Source organism: Nostoc sp. DedQUE02 (assembly GCF_034531035.1).
Classification (GTDB): domain Bacteria; phylum Cyanobacteriota; class Cyanobacteriia; order Cyanobacteriales; family Nostocaceae; genus Nostoc.
Map to the genome: position 1 here is coordinate 24,037 of NZ_JAVRBY020000027.1, position 17,661 is coordinate 41,697.

A 17,661-nucleotide genomic window follows, 5' to 3' on the forward strand; every position below is an offset into this window, starting at 1 on the left:
TGGAAATCATGTTCGGGATTAGTTAAGCACAATAAATTATCATTACTTATAAAAAGTAAATCGCTACAGCAGAATTCAGTATTCAGGAGTCAGAATTCAGAAGTAAAACAGGCTTTATATCTGCCTTTGGGACTTAGCTTGTGTACTTCACTAACTTGAAATCTGCTGTAACAGTTTTATTTATGATGCTAGACAAATTCCCTAGTCTCTAATCCCCAGTCTACAGTTCAATTCTTGTAAAAGTTCAGTGCTAATAGGCGATGTTGCCAGAATTGGATGCTTAATACCTCCCCAAATACTTCCAGTGCAAAGACGATGAGAAACTAAAATTTCAGGAATTGTACTAGAGATTAAAACCTGTGGTGGTGCAAGTTGACTGAGCGATCGCGCTCTCTGGTAATGATATGATTCTGATAGAGCCAGATCCAGTTGTCGAGCAATAATTTCTGGGGTTTCTTTTGCCGAATCTAATAATAGAATATAGTGTGGAGGATCGGCAATTGGCATCAAGCTTTTAAAATTAGTTTCTTGCAAATTCAAGAGAGTCAGAGCATTATTGACAAAGGTTTCTTGCAACTTTTCGCCCACCAAATCGCTCACAGCTTGATGTCGTCCGATAAACTCTAAACAAGGAGTATGACGATAATAATGAGTTACCAGGATGCGATCGCCAATTCGATAACGATATAATCCTCCCTTCTGCGATAAAATAATCGTGTATTCCTTGCCAATGTTGAGTTCATGCAATGCATACAGGGAACCAGTATCGTCCTCAAACTCGAAAAACACTTGATCAAGAACTGGAACATATCCCCTAGCGACAATCAAGGGAATCGTCATTGGTGCTTCGGTTGCTAGTAGTCCTTTACCTTGAATGAATACACCTGGAAATTGCGATCTTAATCCTTGAGCTTGATCTGCTGCATTGGCACTATCCCAGCAAGAAATCAGTTTTAAATTTGGCCAGAGTTGCATCCAGGGAATATTGCTTTCGCACAGATGTTGCAGGCGATGATGTGAAATCCGATTGTGTAATTCTCCTCGCAATAAATCTTGATTTTCTTGAATATATTTTAAATGTACTTGCAGAAAACTAGGACTCCAAATAGAAATAGTTTCTAGTTTTTCAGCTTCTAATAATGCCAAAGCCAGTTGATGTTTAAACAAGTTCGCGTCATGCAGCCGATTAAGTTTATTTGGCATTACCAACCAAGGACGTAAAAACCAACGCAACCAGCCATCTAAATAATCTAAATCATCCTGTAAAGTTGGGCTATCAGCTACATTTAATTGCGGCGAGATACAAGCATAAAGCTTTCCTGTGCTAAATTTTGGCCCGTGTACAATCAAATCATGCGCCCATACACAAAACATTTGATTAAACGATCGCCGCAAAGATTGAGTATAAGGAATCCATTTTACTGCTCCACTACTACCAGAGGTTTTTTCATAGAACAAAATGGGTTCGGGAGTCAGGGAAATTTGTTGAGGTTTTTGATTTAAATAGGGTTTGAGTGCATCATAATCTACAATTGGCACACGCTGCCAATCGTCTACAGAATGAATCCCTAAAGTTTTACCATACTCACTTTTGATTAGGCGATCGCAAATCTCCCTTTTTACAGATATCTGCATTAACTCTGGGTTATCCAAAGCTTGATGAAATCGCCTCGCAGTTGGTGCGAGGATTTGCCCAAAAAGCTGAATAATCGGACGCATTATTGCACCTTTTGATTAGGATAAAGGTTGCTGGCTGCTGGTAAATAAGAACCATCGCCAATGACTACACCAGGAGCAAGATTAGATCCGGCTCCCACAAAAACATTGCTGCCAATCTTAACTTTTTTGACATACAACATTAAATTTTGCTTGCGCGGTTTGATAATATGAGAATAAATCCCGACACGATGTCCGATAACGACGCGATCGCCAATTTCTAATAAACTGCGATCGGCAATTTCTAAACCTGGTGTCCAGTAAACATCTCGCCCCACTTTAGCACCCCACAATCGCAACCAACAGGAAAACACCCCCGGAATCAGCCGCAGCACCGCTTCCAAGGCGGGAATTGTAATATAAATTACCTGGATTTGATGACTGCCCCACCAGGGACTATATTCTTTATTTTGTAGATAACTAATACCCTCGCGCACAGGATAAATCCATTCATGTAAGCGGTAAACTAGTACTGGTAGCCCATATATAGCAAAGAACACCGCCAGAATACTAAAGATGTGGGGTGAATAGGCAAGGTAGACTATTGCTGCTCCAGTTATCATTAATATAATAGTAGGAAAAAACAAAAGAATTTTACTTATAACTGTCATGAAAATGGAAAGAAAAGTTTTTGGAACAAGTTTAATGAGCTAGAAATTCCAATTATAGATGGCAATTTTTTGCTTTCATAATATGTTCCATGTAACTTATCCCAAATTTTCAGATTAGCCCCATAATTATAATTGTGGACTTCGCGGCAATGATGCCAAGCATGATCTTGTGGTAAGATTAACCAAGAAGATAAAAATTGATAAAACCAGCTACTTTCAGAAATTATCAAGCGGCTATGTCGCCATAAATCTAAGGCAGAAGTTAGACTTACTCCAAGTAAATAACCTGTTGGATCGGCTAACAAATACAAAAATAAAGTGTGTATCCATAAATAAATAATTAACAAGCTTGTCCAAAGTGTATTGCGAGAAGTTCCTAATACGTCCATCTGAGTAACAGTATGATGGACTTGATGAACCTTCCACAAAAACTTACTATGCAATAAACGATGATTCCAATAATATAAATAATCAATCACAACAAAACTGATAAAGAAAGTCGGAATTAATGATAGTTTGAAATATCCTTGTTGAGTAGGTAATAAATGTTGATAAAGCCAATAAACTAAAGTAGCTTGTAGTAAGGGAATAAAAATTCCTTGAATCGTTAACCCTATACCATCTAACAACCAATCTTCACGAATTTTAACTTTAAGTTGAGTTCGTCCAACCTGATTGGTAATAGTCCAACCAACTAATCCGATAAAAGAACCAAAAATTATTAGTTGTGAAAAGTTTTGTATTTCCACTTATGATTGCTCACACCGATTTTAATTAATTACGAATTATCTTTAAACCCAAAATGTAACTTTTACTGATTGATTTGGCAATAAACGCGGATCTTCTCCACGAGAGATAGCTGTTATAATTGACTCTACAAATATATGAATTGTGTCCGCAGGCGTATTATAGAATTGTGTGCCGTATTTAGCGATCGCTTCCCCCTGAATACCCAAAATTTCCATATCTTGGCGGATAATGTGTTGAGCAGTCCACCGCACAAAGGGACGTGCTAACTTATTCCAGATACCATAGTTATAGGTGACATCTGTGTAAACCAGAGTTGAATTATCGGTTTCTGGAATAGATTGACTGGTAATGAACAAATGGCGATTTTGTGCCATTTTATATTCCACAGAGGTAATATTTGGCATATAAAAGCGATCGCTATGTTTAATCTCTGCACCCTGCAAATTCAGAAAACGGCTGTACCATCCCAAATTATTGTTTTCGTTGCGATACTCCACCAAAACCGAACCATTCCAGCGTTCTACAGTCATTTCTAACTTTTGTTGGCGGGAAGTACGGAAAACACCAGGATGAACAAAAGCCGTATGGGGAATATCAATAAAGTTCTCCGCACAATTAGTAACATTATTAGCAAAACGGTTAATTACCCGTACCGTCTCCCATCCTGTTTGTCCGTAGTGAGGCATAGAAAAGGGTTCAAGATTAAGACTTGGGGTATCGGCTAACCGCACATAGACATAGCCATCCTGTTCTTTGGTAGCGTAACACTTGGCTCGACGCTGTGGGGAAGGTTTGAAATCATCTGCTTCGCTTGGAACAGCAATAACGTTGCCAACCGCGTCATATACCCAACCATGATAGGGACATTGTAAAGCACCGTCACAGACTTTACCTGCTGATAGACGGCTATTGCGGTGTAAACAGCGATCGCGCAAAGCTACAGGTTGTCCATCTCCACCGCGAAATATCGCTAACCATTCTCCTAAAACGGTTCGTGGTAATACCTTGTTAGGTTGTAACTGTTCGCTGAGTGCGACAATGTACCAGAAATCGGCAAATTGCATGGTGGCTGGGAGAGAGCGATCGTATTTAAATTATGGCAATGTCTTGATTAGAACAGCCAGGGGAGGCTGGCGTTGTAGGAAGGAAATTTGAGAAGTTGCCAAATCATCCCCCTTTCTCTGCAATGCCCTACGGTGTACACACAAGTCTCTTGATCTGCATCTTTGTTGCATCGTCCTGCATCTTTGTTGCATCGTCTTGCACCTTTGTTGCATCGTCCTGCATCTTTGTTGCATCGACCTGCACCTTTGTTGCATCGACCTGCACCTTTGTTGCATCGACCTACAAAAATTAACCCACCCTACGTTACATAGCAACTTTAAAAGACTTGTGTGTACACTGTAGCTGCAATGCCAAGAAGAGAAGCGATCGCTACTTTGCAGGAGAATTATACTTCATCATAAGTGGGTTTGAACTATCAGAGTGACTACCAAGCTACCCACAGCGAAGTGTAACTTTAACAGTTACACTCGATTTTTACTGGCAGAATCATTTGTATTTGTTTACATCTTACAAAACGAAGTGCGGAATATGGGTAGTAACATTAAAAAATTATCGGTAAACATCACTCAATCTAGAGGTTTTTTAGATGATGAAGCAGCGATGGGCAAGCATATACAAATACACTCAGCTACTTTGGAGTGTTTTGTTAGTGTTGGTAATTTGGAATCTACCCCAATATGCTCTAGCAGATGTCAATCCACAGGAGATAAATGCAATTATTCGCACACGAGATATTGCTCTACAAGCCCTAAACACTCGTGATTTTAGCAAAATACAGCCTTACTTGCACCCAAACTTCACAATCACAACAGTTGATAACCAGACTTTTCACAAAGTTCCTGAGTTTGAAAAGTATTGGAATCAGCAGTTTTCCAGTTCCATCAAAGATATCAAAATGCAATTAAAGGGAGATACTCTTAGAACGTTTCTCACTCCCGATATAGACGTTGCCTCTGGAGAAGCGATCGCATCTTTTTCTTTCAAAGATGGCAAAGCGGCTGATATGGCCTTACGATGGACAGCCGTACTGCAAAAACTCCAAGATAAATGGACGATTCAATCGCTGCATTTCTCCTCCAATTTGTTGAATAACCCAGTGTTAAATGCTGCTCAACAATTAGGGCGGATTCTAGCAATTGCAGCAGGGGCGGGCGGTTTCTTGTTGGGAGCATTGACGATGTTATTATTACGTCGCAGGACTAAGCCACGAACCGAAAGGATATAGTAAATCAAGTGGGAAGAAGCACTTATCAGCCCAGTAAAAATATTAGCTCTCATCGCCGTCTCAAAGCAACCATAGTAGTTGTATTAGTCTGGGTTAGCGTGAGTTTGCTGCACTGGCTACCACAAACACAATGGTTGATGCTGGGATTAACGGCAATCCTGACTGTGCAAACATTACGGATGCTGGTAGCAAAACCAGTGGCGGCGGCGATAGAGAATGAGATTTATTTACCGCCAGTCTCGATTTTAGTTCCAGCTAAAAATGAAAGTTCAGTTTTGGCTAATCTAGTTTACAGCCTATGCCAATTGAATTATCCTAGCGATTCCCTAGATATCTGGATTGTTGATGATGGTAGTACCGATGAAACTCCCCAGATATTAAGAGAATTACAAACTCAATTTCCATCTTTGCAAGTTCATCGACGGGAATCAAAAGGTGGTAAATCAGGGGCATTGAATGCGGTGTTTCCCTTTACCCAAGGGGAGATTATCTTAGTCTGCGATGCGGATGCTCAATTACCTACTAATTTTCTCCAGCAAACAGTACCTTTGTTTGAGAAGCAAGCGATTGGTGCGGTGCAAGTGCGAAAAGCGATTTCTAATGCTAATACTAACTTCTTAACCCGTTGTCAGCAGATGGAAATGAACTGTGATAGTTTTTTGCAAACCCATCGCATTGCTATTGGTGGAATGTCTGAACTGCGCGGTAATGGGATGTTAGTCCGTCGGGAATTATTAGAAAAGTGTCAAGGTTGGAATGAGAACACTGTCACCGATGATTTGGATCTTTGCTTCAAACTCTATTTAGCAGGTGCGGAAATTGAGTTTGTGACAGTTCCATCAATTCAGGAAGAAGGTGTAACTACTTGGGAAAAACTTTGGCATCAACGCTGTCGTTGGGCTGAAGGTGGTTATCAGCGTTACCTAGATTATTTTCCGCAAATTCTTACTTTAGGTTGGGCAAAAGAAATTGATTTATTATTATTCTTTATATTGCAATTTCTGCTACCAATTGGACTAATCCCTGACTTACTTTGGACAATATTTTATAGCCATCATCCTGTTCTATTCCCACTGCAAACACTACTCAGCATCATTCTGACAATTGCTTTTATTGCTGGAGTTTACCAATTTCAAAATTTACGAGGATGGTCTTTTATTTGGGCAACAATTCAAGGCTCATTATACATGGTGCATTGGATTCCCGTGATGATTGTGACTACTTTCAAAATGTGTGTGCAGGAGCGATCGCACTGGGTTAAAACTGAGCATCGTGGTCGAATTACTTAGGTAAAGTTGCAGTATATTTTATAATTAGGTAGTAAAGTCTTTAACCAGTAAGCTTTTGAAGTAAAAAATCTCCGAATTCAATTTATAGCAAATGGTGTCAGCGATTCTTCATTTTTAGAAAGTAGGGAAGCAATACTACTGTTCCACTGGTGGCTAGTATTCAGAAAACCGTTGGATATGGAGGCATAATCAAAAGGCGATCTTTCGGATGCGTTTTCACACAGAGGGAAAAATGTTATTTATTACTTTTACTCGTGTTGTAGATAAAATCGTTCAACTAGATCGACAATTAAATCACATGGATCTTCTCCTCTTTCCTTAATGAAGAGCATTTCCTTCAAATGCTCCTTCGTAATGAAGAGAATGACTCTGCGATGCCGACTGTAAATATTATTTCGCTGGATATGAGCGCCATCATTAGGAAGTTTGTTGCACACCATTATTGCAAGCTTACCCATAGGCTCTGTCAAGTAATTATCAGTTTGAATTACTTCCTCATGTCCAATATCTGTTGCATCATAATTTTTGAACTCAAATAGCACCAATCTTGCTTCCAGTTCACGAAGAAGCAAGCCCCAACTGTGTTTTTCATCAAAATTTCGATTTGGAAATACTGCATCGCGTCGATTTGTACCAGAGTACGTTCGTGGCTGAATAATTGGTCTTACCAACGGCGGGACAAATAAAAATTCAAGAATTTCTACACATATATCTTCAAATTCTCGCCAACCTTTCTGACCAGCAGGACAGTTATCAAGCCGATTGATAAAACCAGTAATTCGGCTCATTAAGCGTGACCTACACTGGCAGTAAAGTACTTGGAAACTAGATCGGTGTTTTGAAGGAGAAGCCGCTTTAACTCTGTTCCATCAACAACACGGATTGGAATACCAGTTGATTTTGGAGCATCGCTTACCCAATCAAGAGCAACAGATGTGAGATTTCCGTTTGTAACAAGCAGTGCTTTATCAATCTTTGGATCGTTCTTTACATAACCGATCAATTGCTTGAGTGTTCGCAAGTCAGCACGGGAATCACGGTAAAATTTTGTTTCAACTGCATATACCTCCCGATTTTCAGCACCAAAAGGATCTTTATGTCGGAATTCAACAATAGCATCAATGCCTGAATCACTTTGTTTGCTCTCCGATTGCAGATTGATAAAACCTAGTTTCTGAAGAAGATCCGTAACCAGTTGCTCAAAGGTGTGTGGAGACAATTTCTCAAAATCAATCTCCACAGTAGAGCTAAGTGCGTTAACGAGCTTTTCTAAATTTTCCTCTATTCCACTTCTCATATCAAAAAACTGATATGTAGCAAGTAATGATGGAATTTCACAATCCTCTAAAAGAACAGGTAAGAATGTGATATCTCGGTTTTGCAACTCTTTCAGTACAGCTTCAGTTTCTTTGCTTACCCAATGGGAGTTTACCAAATTTTTGGACAAGAGAAGCAAAAAATAGGCACTTGCTGAAACTGCAAAGCGAATAGATTCAGTCCAATGCGTTCCTGGATAGAGTTCATAATCATCTAACCATACATTGATATTCCGCGATCGCAGACCTTCCACAATTACTCGCGCAATTGCTTTATCGGCACTTGCATAACTTACGAAAACTCGTGGTCTTGTCTCCAAGTTATAAATATTGCTCATCTTCCAGTTTTTTGGCTCAGGAGCAGAAGAAAACTACTCATACTACTAACATAACTTATAGGCGTTAGACCTCTCTATTAGCAAAGAATCCGCTCTTGCTCTTTGACCGTCAAAATCCATTCTTCTATAAAGTTTCGCTTAGATTCGATATGTATGAAAGATTTCTCTTCATCGGTTAATAATTTTCCGTGTCTCCACCGCAAACGAATGTAATTTCGTATTGAAAGTGACAAGTACAATACACAGGCTCGTGTTGACAGCGACAAAAGATGCTGTTTATTAAGCGGATTATTTGAGCCTCCACCAGTAACGTTCTGAATTCCTAGAGGAAAGGAATGGGTGCTTGTTGAGAATAATCTATAGAGTGCTGACTGTGGTTCTACACTGATTGAGTCATTGCTTATTTCGCTTAGATTACGGAGAAATGCTTTGTCACCTTTCAACAATCTCTGCTTTAGTTTGTTATCAAGATTTTGATAAAAATTAGATTGCGTTAAATATAATGAAGTACATTGTTTTATCCATTTATAGAAAGAAGATGTACTATTGTCTGAATCAAAACCCAACAATTCTATTATCTTAAGCATGTCACATGATTGATGATGCGACAAAAGATGGATACGAAATTCAAATTCTTCTTCAGATAGTTTATTAATGCAGATGTACTTAAAGACAGAGAACGCCTCCATTACGTCTCTAGTCAAACTAGCAATAGATGAAACATCTATATCTATCCATCTTTCGTTACTAGCCTCTAAATTCGGTAAGAGACGTATAACACTTCCAGTATGTTGAACTATTTTGGTAAATAACATTTCACCATAATAGGTGCGGTTTGTAGTGCAATTTATTCCTGTTTCCAAAATAGAAATTTTGTATCCAATCTCGTATACATTGTGTAGTTTTTCAATAATCGAATATAACCGAGTCATTTTAGTAAGTTTTTAGATGTAGATGGGTTGCGCGATTGTAACACAAGCTATTGCTGCACTAGGCAACAGTTTGAAGCTTACATCTTGGTTGCACAGGATACTTTAAGCTTTGCCATTATACTATTGAGCAATCGGGGTTCAGGAGGTTATCGGTATGTTGACAATATTCAATCACAAGCGATCGCCATTTACAATTAATTCCCAGCCTATAATTACTTTAAACAGATCCAATAACAACCAAAAGGCAACAAAGAATCATGTTGGATTTGCTGATTCAAAACGGATTAATTTTTGATGGTTTAGGATCTGCACCTGTTCGCGGCGATGTTGGGATTGAAAATGGACAAATTGTGGAAATTGCTCCATCTTTATCTGTTGAAGCCGCTGAAATAGTTGATGCTTCTGGGTTATGGGTTACGCCAGGATTTATCGATATTCACACCCACTACGATTTAGAGTTAGAAATTGCACCAGGATTGAGCGAATCAGTACGTCATGGTGTTACCAGCGTGGTTATCGGTAACTGTAGCTTGTCAGTTGCGATCGCCCAACCCCAAATCTTGGCTGATATTTTTCAGAGGGTAGAGACACTTTCCCATCGGCTGATTGCAAAATGGCTACAAAAGTCAGTTTCCTGGCAAACACCAGCAGAATATTTACAGCATTTGCAACAGTTACCCCTTGGCCCTAATGTTGCCCCAATGTTTGGACACAGTGCCTTACGCGCTCATGTGATGGGGCTAGAACGCAGTTTAACCGTTCAGCCGACAAAATTTGAACTAAAACTTATGCAGCGCATAGCTATAGATGCAATAGATGCTGGCTTTATTGGGATTTCTATTGATATGTTTCCCTGGCATCGGATGAGTGGAGAGTGGCAAGGCTACACAATTCCCTCTCAACACGCCGAATTTAAAGAATATGCGATGTTAGCAGATTTGTGTCGGCGGTGCGATCGCGTTTTTCAAGTCACACCCAACTTACAACGACTTGCTTCCTTTGTGGATATTCTGCGGATGGGTTCAGGAATTGGACAAAAACCACTACGCCTAACAGTCCTCTCAGCTTTAGATGCCGTACACGATCGCAAACTCTGGCGAATATTTTCCCCCCTACTTTTTATTTGGAATCGGCTTCTCAATGGGAATGTGCGCTTTCAAACCCTAACTGAACCCTTCACCATTTACTCTGATGGATCTGTGACTCCCTTATTTGAAGAATTTTCCACAGGCGCACAACTTAATGGCTGTCAATCACGAGAAGAAAGACAACAACTATGGGCCTCGGAAATATTTCGTCGTCAGTTTCGCCAAGAATGGCTGAGTAAATGGCGTAAATCATTCCATCGTCGGTTAGATTTGATGGAAGTTATTCACTGTCCCGAAGCAAGTTGGCAAGGGTTAAGTTTTGCCCAAATTGCGCGTCAAAAGCGACAAGAACCAGTGGATTTATTTATCCACGCATTACAAACATACGATACAGATTTACGCTGGGTGGCCACAGGAGCAAACGATCGCCTAAAACCTCGTTTAGCAATGATGCAGCATCCTCATATTTTGCCTGGTTTTACCGATGCTGGCGCTCACGTCCGTAACCTGGGCTACTATGATGGAGCTTTGTCTTTGCTCAAACAAGCTGTTACAACGAAGTTCCTTTCACCGGAAGCTGCGATTTGCCGGGTTACGGGAGAACCTGCTGGTTGGTTTGGTCTTGATACGGGAGTTCTCAAAGTTGGTGCGAAAGCAGATATAGTTTTACTCGATCCTCATGCTTTAAATCAGCCAATTAGCCCGCAGGTGCAGATATCAGATCCCGTTTTAGATGGTGAACCTCGGATGGTTAAGCGTGGTTCGGATGATATTGTGCAAGGGGTTTATATTAATGGCATTCAGGTTGTTTGTCGAGGGAAAGTGAGCGATCGCTTGGGGCGTGAAAGGTTGGGAAGTGTTTTGTCACCGTCTACTTAAAGATTATGGGCAACTATAGGACTCATATTTGATTGCGTGAAAAAATTCGGTATACCTTAATCTTCTAAAATCCTCTAGCCTATTGCAAGAGTGCCTATTGCCTACTAAGCCAAGTGATTTCAGTAATCAAACCGGATTCCTATACATTGATTCTCAAAACACAGCGATACTTGCGGCGGGTTGCGCCTACGCTCTGAAATAAGAGAGCTTTTGATACTATACCTTTTGCATAAATCAAAAATAAGAACCCCAAACAGCCAAAGCATAGCTTTGTCTATATAGAAAATAAAACCCCCAGTTTATCTATATAAACTATTTCGTTACAGTAGATAAAGAACCAAGTAAATCAGGTTATCAATTTGTAAGATTAACGACAGAAAGATACAAACATATTTAGAAAAAGATTTAATTACCCATGACAAAAAATGAAGTCTTAGCGGCTAATGCAGCTTTTTATCGAGCTTTTGAAAGAAAAGATATTGAGACAATGAGTGCAGTATGGTTACAAGGATCTAGTAGTTTTTGTATTCACCCTGGAAGTAATATACTGCGAGGTTGGAAGGAAATTCGCACTTCTTGGGAGCAAATATTTAAAAACACGGCTTATATCGAAATAAACACAGATATAATTGCTACAGAGGTAATTGATAATATGGCATATATTGTATTGATAGAAAATGTATTCCAAGTAGTAGGTGGGAGAAGACTTGAAGCACAATCAACAGCTACAAATGTATTTCAGGTTCTTAGTGGTAAGTGGTATTTAGTTCATCATCACGGCAGTCCAATTTTGCGGTGAGGTCTGGGAATTGGGGAACAAGCAGGGGGCAGCACTTCGGCTCCTTTCGGCTATGCGGTAATCGAGCGACTTGCACTGAGTTTCGACACTACGACTACTCTCAGTGCATCGCTTGGCGGAAATCGCGCGACTTGCACTGAGTTTCGCCTACGCGGTAATCGAGCGAAGTCGAGATTCCACTATCGCGCAGTCGTTGTGAGTCGAGATTCAGTGACCGGGAGCAGGGAGCAAGGGAGACAAGGGAACAAGAGATGAAAACTTACAATAACTCTTTCTCCTTGCCCAATGCCCAATGCCCAATAACTAATGACTAATCAATTCCACAGCATCTCGTCCATCGTAATTTTGTAAGTAAACTTTGACAATTTCTTCTTTAGCAGTAGGCAATTTCTTGCCAATAAAATCTGGATGAATCGGTAATTCTCGATGGCCCCTATCTACCAATACAGCTAAACGAATCACCTCTGGTCTACCGTAATCATTAACTGCGTTCAAAGCAGCGCGAATCGTCCGTCCTTTAAAAATCACATCATCCACAAGTACAACTGTTTTCCCTGTAAGATCAAAGGGAATTTCGCTTTTTGTTGGAGTCCGCAATCCAATTTTGTCGAGGTCATCTCGATAAAATGTGATGTCCAAAGCGCCGACTGACACGGCTACACCTTCGAGTGTTTCAATTTGACGCGCCAATAATTCAGCTAATAACGCACCCCTGGTATAAATACCAAGAAGCACCAATTGAGACAAATCACGTGTCCTTTCCACAATTTGAGAGGCAAGACGAGTCAAGGTACGACGGATTTCTTCGGATGAGAGAATTTCGACTACTTTGGCAGACATAATTATAGACTGATACCCCTAAAAAATTAGGGAGTGGGAACTAGGAACTGGGACAGAAGCAAGGGAGCAGGGAGCAAAGAGAAGAGTTTTCCCCTCTGCACCCTGCCCCTGTGCCTCTTTTCAATACCCAATGCCCTATATTTATCATTACCTATTTGGGAGTATTAAAAATATAGCGATCGCTATTCCTAACCATAGCAAAAAACAATATCGAGTCAGTTGCAAAGCATTCTGAATAGAAGTTGCAGTAATTGGATAAATAGCATCCCCTAGCAGTGGTTTGTACTTAGCTACCCCGCGATACCAATTTGTACCCCCCATCTGCACACCCAAAAAAGCAGCATAGGCACATTCACTCCAGCCAGAATTGGGGCTTGGATCGTTAATTGCATCCCGACGACAAAGTTGCCAAACATGCATCGGTTTACCCGATAACAGCGCTAGAGTCACAACTGTTAACCGACAAGGTAGCCAAGTCAAACAATCTTCTAACCTTGCACAGAACCATCCCAAATAAGTATAGGGTGCTTCTCGATAGCCCACCATTGAATCAAGGGTACTGCTAGCTTTGTATGCTAAAGCCAAGGGAGTTGGCCCCACAACTGGTATAAAGACACCAACAATTGCATAAAAAAGTGGAGCCATTACTCCATCGGTGGCATTTTCTGCAACTGTTTCTAAAACGGCTCGCGAAATTTCTGTTTGCGAGAGATTTTGTGTATCTCTACCAACGTAATTACTTAAAATTTTCCGAGCCTCCCCCAAATTTCCTGCTGTTAAAGGTTGTAAAACAGCCTCTGCTGCTGCTCTTAAACTTCTGCCGGCAAAACAACTAGCCAAAAGAATGCTATCTATTGCAATTCCCAATAGTGGATGAATCAATCTAGCAATTTTAATCATCAAAAAGCCAACAAGCCCGCTACCAATTATCAAGATAATGCCTAGTACAATTCCAGCTAGGCGTTGGGTTAGAGAATTTTGACACACTTGCAGAGAAAATTTGGTTAGGCGAGAAATTACCCACCCCATAACTTGCACTGGATGAGGCCAGTCCCAAGGATCGCCAATTAAATAATCTAAAAATGCTGCAATTATCAAGATATAGATATTATTAGTCATAAGTTACAAGTCTTGGGTTAAAAGCCAAAGGTCAATATTTGGACTACTGGCTTTTGACTAAACCACAAAACTAGCCTCTTCACCAAGAGAAGCTTGCCAGCTACGAGCATCGTAATAAAGGTCTGCCAGAGTAATACTGTATAAAGCTTCTTTGAGCTTTTGGTTGAGTCTTTGCCAAAGGCTAAATGTTACCCAATCTTCAGCTTGTGTCGGTGCTGGGGTGTGATGGGGTAAATGGCTAGTCTCGCCAACTGCTTCTAAAATTTGTCCTATAGATATTTGTGCAGGTTCTCTTGCCAATTGGTATCCGCCGATGCTACCACGAATTGATTTAACTATTGACGCACGACGCATTTCTATTAGTAGTTTTTCAAGGTAAGGAGCTGGGATATCTTGGCGTTTAGCGATCGCTCTGACAGATGCAGGGCCATATCTTGGCTGTAAACTTAAATCTAGCAATGCCTTTACACTATAGTGTCCTTTGGTAGTTAGTTTCATTTTGGCAAGCTTTGTTGTTTGTCCTTTGTAAATAACCAATACTTCTCTAACGAGAGGCTACGCCAACGACAACGCGGTAGTTGAGCGTAGTCGAAACTCAGTACAAGTGACTAATAACCAATGACTAATGACTAAGGATCAGTTTTGCTTATGATTCTGTGACTTAGTTATCATCTTCAGCAACTAGACAACCTTTTGAGCCTTAGTTTAGAAAACTTAAAACTTATATAGTTTAGCAGGAATTCACAAACTATATATATAGTTATCAGCATTGCCAGGATTCTCTAAAATAGATTGTCTTGACAATATTGGTAATAGCATAACAATTGTGCATCTGAGTGTAATATACTTGGCTAGGTTGAGATAAAAAACTAAAGGATTATGTTCCTATTAGCTCAACCTCAGCTAAAATAAAATCGATTCAAACACTTCAAACATTCATTTTCGACCTAAGTTGATGCCTAAACTGAAAAAAATTGAACCCCTACTCGGTGAAGAACTGCTCAAAAAAGTCAAAGAGCTAGAGAACGAGAGCAAGGAAGATAAAGCCAAGAAGTGCGGCTACTATACCGTTACCAAAAATGGTATAGAGCGCGTCAATATGATGAAGTTCTTAAATGCCCTAATTGATGCCGAAGGCATTCAGTTAGACAGTACACCCAGTGCTAATGGGCGTGGTGGACGTAGTGCTAGCTATAGAATTAGTGTGCAATCGAATGGTAACTTACTTATAGGTTCAGCTTATACAAAACAGATGAATCTTAAACCAGGAGATGAGTTTCTGATCACTTTAGGCAAAAAGCACATTCGTTTGAGACAGGTAGATCCAGAAGATCAAGAAGATGATGAAGCCATAGACGCTACAGCTTAATAAATGGTCATTAGTCAATCGTTATTTGTCCTTTGTGAAAACCAATACTTCGACAACGCTTAGTACAAGTGACTAATGACCAATGACTAATGACTAATAACTATATCTGTGGTCGGTAAGACTGGTAAATAATGGCGAAGTGCCTTGCGCGTAACTGCTAAATTACAGGTTAATGCAATTTGCTCTTTTTCTAGTAAACCCAAAATGCGATCGGGTTTGTCTCGTGCTACCACTGGTAATTGATGCAAACCTCGAAGACTCATGCGGTCTAATGCCTCAGATAATAGTTCATCTTGCCATGCATAGAGAATTTCAGTAGTACAAATGTCTATAAGAGTTTGACTGGATAAATTATCTGGAACTTCAGTTGGCGAATTTGAGTAAGTTTGCCAAAGAGCAAGGGCACGGTTAATATCTTCCAGAGAAAGTATACCAATTAATTGTTCTGCTTCATCAATTACTAAAGCGCTACGGACGCGATCGCGGGTCATTTCCACAGCTGCATCTAACACTCCAAGAGTTGCAGGTAACTTTTTTGGACAGGGGTACATGGCATCTTCTACCAAAATTTGCTGCACAATTTCCGCTTGTTCATCTTTCAATTCCGAAAGGCCAATTTGTTGTAAGTTAGAGTTAGAGTTAAAAGTTGGTTTAATCCTTTCCACTAGCCAAACACTCAAACCCACAGCTGCCATCAACGGTAAAACAATCCGATAGTCACGGGTTAATTCAAACAGCATTAAAATAGCCGTTAACGGCGCTCTTACACTAGCAGCTAGCACTGCTGCCATTCCCACCATTGCGTAAGCTGGGGGAGCCGCCATTTGATCGCAAATTGTCGGGAATGCTACAGCCAACATTTTGGCGTAAGCCGACCCAAAAGAAGCACCTAAAAACATGGCTGGTGCGAACAAACCACCGATGAAACCACTACCTGTACTAATTGCAGTCATCAATAATTTCACCACCAACAGCACCACCAACAAGTAGAGTGGAAACTCCACATCCTGAAGCATTGCTTCTACAGTTTCATAACCAACGCCCAGAATTTGCGGAAAGTGCAAAGCAACTGCACCAATCATCACACCGCCAATAATTGGATGAATCGGCTCAGGAATTTGTTTCAAAAAGGCAAAGCCTGGAATTTTCCCAGCAAAGCAGGCTTTTGATAAACGAATTGATTGAGTATAAGTGACAGAAACTAGGCTGGCCCCTAAACCCAAGCCAAGATAAAGGGGTAATTCTAAGGGACTGCGAACTTGGTAAACAGGTAAATCAAAAGCAGGTTGTGCCCCCAAACCAATTTGGGCAATTAATGCTGCTACTACCGCCGCTAGCAGCACCACACTCACCGCAGAAGTAGCGAAAGATGTCGCTCCCATCACCACCTCTAGGGCAAAAAATACTCCAGCGATGGGAGCATTAAATCCAGCCGCCAGTCCAGCCGCCGCCCCAGCACCCAATAGCAAACGCTGTCGTTCTTGAGATACATTCAGGATCACAGAGAACAACATCCCAAAATTGGCGCCAATTTCGACACTCGGCCCCTCTGGCCCCAAAGAAGCACCGCTCCCCAAAGAAACAGATGCAGCCAGCATTTTACTAACTGGTCGTAGTGGTCGCCTAATCTCTGTTCCTTGAGAGGCGGCAATCAGAGATGAAAGTCCAGGGCCAAAATCTTGAGTGCGCCAACGCATCAAGCCAACGATTAATCCGCCAAGGGTGGGAACACAGGCTAAAGTCCAAGCACCCCAAGCGCCAATTTGACCCATTAAATTTTCCAGCATCAGCTGGTGAACCAGCTGGATTAAATAGTGAAAGGTGACTACACCCATACCAGTACCACCGCCAATAAGCATGGCTAAAAACAGCACAACTGTTTCTGGCGATGGTTGAAAACGATTAATTAGGTGAGCTAAACGAGCGGAAGGTGTAGGAAAGGCAGGTTGTTCCGTTACCTTCCTCAGTTGAGTGGGAGGTAAGATCATTGAGAGGCGGGGTAAATGTAAGAAAAAATTTAAATTTTTATCTGTTACTTATCATTGTGAGCCATTATTTAGCAACCGGACAAGTAGACTTTATTTGCTTGATTTACAAAGCTTTAGCGAAAAATGTCATTGTGCAAAATTTTTGTGGTGAGAATGGTTAAATGGGAGACAATTATTATTTGAGGGTCAGCGATGCCTAGTTTGGGCAACACTTACGCTAGTCGGGTGAGAGTGAGCGCCAACGTTATTTTTTCTAGAGACAACAAAGTTTTTCTCGGCTGGGTGGATGCACCCGTAAACATTAACTAGGAGTCATCCTTGCCTAAATCTAGCTATA

Annotated in this window: 17 protein-coding genes; 6 read left to right on the forward strand and 11 right to left on the reverse strand. The window is 40.7% G+C overall.

What is annotated here, in order from left to right:
- Positions 1-201: 201 nt before the first annotated feature.
- The 4 genes from RMX98_RS20220 to RMX98_RS20235 are packed head-to-tail and all read right to left on the reverse strand — an operon-like array spanning position 202 to position 4,141.
- Positions 202-1,719, reverse strand: coding sequence for a GH3 auxin-responsive promoter family protein (locus RMX98_RS20220; RefSeq protein ID WP_322676089.1), 1,518 nt, complete (start codon positions 1,717-1,719; stop codon positions 202-204).
- Positions 1,719-2,327 (reverse strand): DapH/DapD/GlmU-related protein, encoded by a 609-nt coding sequence (locus tag RMX98_RS20225; RefSeq protein WP_322676090.1) that lies wholly within the window; start codon positions 2,325-2,327, stop codon positions 1,719-1,721. Before RMX98_RS20225 ends, RMX98_RS20220 begins: the two co-directional genes overlap by 1 nt.
- Entirely contained in the window at positions 2,324-3,076 is a 753-nt protein-coding gene (locus RMX98_RS20230; RefSeq protein WP_322676091.1) for a sterol desaturase family protein, read from the reverse strand. The genes RMX98_RS20225 and RMX98_RS20230 overlap by 4 nt, the downstream gene beginning before the upstream one ends.
- A 42-nt stretch (positions 3,077-3,118) precedes the next feature.
- Positions 3,119-4,141 (reverse strand): aromatic ring-hydroxylating dioxygenase subunit alpha, encoded by a 1,023-nt coding sequence (locus RMX98_RS20235; protein ID WP_322676092.1) that lies wholly within the window; start codon positions 4,139-4,141, stop codon positions 3,119-3,121.
- A gap of 162 nt (positions 4,142-4,303) precedes the next feature.
- On the opposite strand from RMX98_RS20235, the gene RMX98_RS20240 reads away from it, so the two are divergent.
- The 3 genes from RMX98_RS20240 to RMX98_RS20250 all read left to right on the forward strand — a co-directional run bounded on the left by RMX98_RS20240 (position 4,304) and on the right by RMX98_RS20250 (position 6,656).
- Complete coding sequence (locus RMX98_RS20240; RefSeq protein ID WP_409881636.1) at positions 4,304-4,453, forward strand: hypothetical protein; 150 nt, start codon at positions 4,304-4,306, stop codon at positions 4,451-4,453.
- A gap of 275 nt (positions 4,454-4,728) precedes the next feature.
- Positions 4,729-5,367, forward strand: a complete 639-nt coding sequence (locus tag RMX98_RS20245) for a YybH family protein (protein ID WP_322676093.1) — start codon at positions 4,729-4,731, stop codon at positions 5,365-5,367.
- 8 nt (positions 5,368-5,375) lie between these two features.
- A complete protein-coding gene (locus RMX98_RS20250) occupies positions 5,376-6,656 on the forward strand; it encodes a glycosyltransferase family 2 protein (protein ID WP_322676094.1) in 1,281 nt (426 codons plus the stop codon).
- Positions 6,657-6,904: 248 nt separating this feature from the next.
- On the opposite strand, the gene RMX98_RS20255 is transcribed toward RMX98_RS20250, so the two are convergent.
- The 3 genes from RMX98_RS20255 to RMX98_RS20265 form a co-directional block, all read right to left on the reverse strand.
- Positions 6,905-7,444 (reverse strand): hypothetical protein, encoded by a 540-nt coding sequence (locus RMX98_RS20255; protein WP_322676095.1) that lies wholly within the window; start codon positions 7,442-7,444, stop codon positions 6,905-6,907.
- The gene (locus RMX98_RS20260; RefSeq protein WP_322676096.1) at positions 7,444-8,310 is read right to left on the reverse strand and encodes a TIR domain-containing protein; all 867 of its coding nucleotides are present in this window, start codon (positions 8,308-8,310) and stop codon (positions 7,444-7,446) included. Before RMX98_RS20260 ends, RMX98_RS20255 begins: the two co-directional genes overlap by 1 nt.
- 77 nt (positions 8,311-8,387) lie before the next feature.
- On the reverse strand, positions 8,388-9,242 hold the full coding sequence (locus RMX98_RS20265) for a DUF5677 domain-containing protein (protein WP_322676097.1): 855 nt from the start codon (positions 9,240-9,242) through the stop codon (positions 8,388-8,390).
- A gap of 257 nt (positions 9,243-9,499) precedes the next feature.
- On the opposite strand from RMX98_RS20265, the gene RMX98_RS20270 reads away from it, so the two are divergent.
- Together RMX98_RS20270 and RMX98_RS20275 are read left to right on the forward strand one after the other, a co-directional pair.
- On the forward strand, positions 9,500-11,209 hold the full coding sequence (locus RMX98_RS20270) for a D-aminoacylase (protein WP_322676098.1): 1,710 nt from the start codon (positions 9,500-9,502) through the stop codon (positions 11,207-11,209).
- A gap of 415 nt (positions 11,210-11,624) precedes the next feature.
- Entirely contained in the window at positions 11,625-12,008 is a 384-nt protein-coding gene (locus RMX98_RS20275) for a nuclear transport factor 2 family protein (protein ID WP_322676099.1), read from the forward strand.
- Positions 12,009-12,311: 303 nt separating this feature from the next.
- Here RMX98_RS20275 and pyrR read toward each other — a convergent pair whose 3' ends face one another.
- The 3 genes from pyrR to RMX98_RS20290 all read right to left on the reverse strand — a co-directional run bounded on the left by pyrR (position 12,312) and on the right by RMX98_RS20290 (position 14,465).
- Entirely contained in the window at positions 12,312-12,848 is a 537-nt protein-coding gene (gene pyrR, locus RMX98_RS20280) for a bifunctional pyr operon transcriptional regulator/uracil phosphoribosyltransferase PyrR (protein ID WP_322676100.1), read from the reverse strand.
- A gap of 147 nt (positions 12,849-12,995) precedes the next feature.
- The gene (gene cbiB, locus RMX98_RS20285; protein WP_322676101.1) at positions 12,996-13,967 is read right to left on the reverse strand and encodes an adenosylcobinamide-phosphate synthase CbiB; all 972 of its coding nucleotides are present in this window, start codon (positions 13,965-13,967) and stop codon (positions 12,996-12,998) included.
- Between the two features lie 57 nt (positions 13,968-14,024).
- On the reverse strand, positions 14,025-14,465 hold the full coding sequence (locus tag RMX98_RS20290; RefSeq protein WP_322676102.1) for an Rrf2 family transcriptional regulator: 441 nt from the start codon (positions 14,463-14,465) through the stop codon (positions 14,025-14,027).
- 457 nt (positions 14,466-14,922) lie between these two features.
- Here RMX98_RS20290 and RMX98_RS20295 point away from each other — a divergent pair, with 457 nt between their 5' ends.
- On the forward strand, positions 14,923-15,336 hold the full coding sequence (locus RMX98_RS20295) for an AbrB family transcriptional regulator (RefSeq protein ID WP_322676103.1): 414 nt from the start codon (positions 14,923-14,925) through the stop codon (positions 15,334-15,336).
- Between the two features lie 86 nt (positions 15,337-15,422).
- On the opposite strand, the gene RMX98_RS20300 is transcribed toward RMX98_RS20295, so the two are convergent.
- A complete protein-coding gene (locus RMX98_RS20300; RefSeq protein ID WP_322676104.1) occupies positions 15,423-17,324 on the reverse strand; it encodes a chloride channel protein in 1,902 nt (633 codons plus the stop codon).
- Between the last annotated feature and the right edge of the window lie 337 nt (positions 17,325-17,661).

Bases quoted from the DNA above. Each gene is read 5' to 3' on its own strand.
- RMX98_RS20220 (WP_322676089.1), bottom strand. From the start codon at position 1,719: ATGCGTCCGATTATTCAGCTTTTTGGGCAAATCCTCGCACCAACTGCG.
- RMX98_RS20225 (WP_322676090.1), bottom strand. From the start codon at position 2,327: ATGACAGTTATAAGTAAAATTCTTTTGTTTTTTCCTACTATTATATTA.
- RMX98_RS20235 (WP_322676092.1), bottom strand. From the start codon at position 4,141: ATGCAATTTGCCGATTTCTGGTACATTGTCGCACTCAGCGAACAGTTA.
- RMX98_RS20245 (WP_322676093.1), top strand. From the start codon at position 4,729: ATGATGAAGCAGCGATGGGCAAGCATATACAAATACACTCAGCTACTT.
- RMX98_RS20255 (WP_322676095.1), bottom strand. From the start codon at position 7,444: ATGAGCCGAATTACTGGTTTTATCAATCGGCTTGATAACTGTCCTGCT.
- RMX98_RS20260 (WP_322676096.1), bottom strand. From the start codon at position 8,310: ATGAGCAATATTTATAACTTGGAGACAAGACCACGAGTTTTCGTAAGT.
- RMX98_RS20265 (WP_322676097.1), bottom strand. From the start codon at position 9,242: ATGACTCGGTTATATTCGATTATTGAAAAACTACACAATGTATACGAG.
- RMX98_RS20270 (WP_322676098.1), top strand. From the start codon at position 9,500: ATGTTGGATTTGCTGATTCAAAACGGATTAATTTTTGATGGTTTAGGA.
- RMX98_RS20275 (WP_322676099.1), top strand. From the start codon at position 11,625: ATGACAAAAAATGAAGTCTTAGCGGCTAATGCAGCTTTTTATCGAGCT.
- pyrR (WP_322676100.1), bottom strand. From the start codon at position 12,848: ATGTCTGCCAAAGTAGTCGAAATTCTCTCATCCGAAGAAATCCGTCGT.
- cbiB (WP_322676101.1), bottom strand. From the start codon at position 13,967: ATGACTAATAATATCTATATCTTGATAATTGCAGCATTTTTAGATTAT.
- RMX98_RS20290 (WP_322676102.1), bottom strand. From the start codon at position 14,465: ATGAAACTAACTACCAAAGGACACTATAGTGTAAAGGCATTGCTAGAT.
- RMX98_RS20295 (WP_322676103.1), top strand. From the start codon at position 14,923: ATGCCTAAACTGAAAAAAATTGAACCCCTACTCGGTGAAGAACTGCTC.
- RMX98_RS20300 (WP_322676104.1), bottom strand. From the start codon at position 17,324: ATGATCTTACCTCCCACTCAACTGAGGAAGGTAACGGAACAACCTGCC.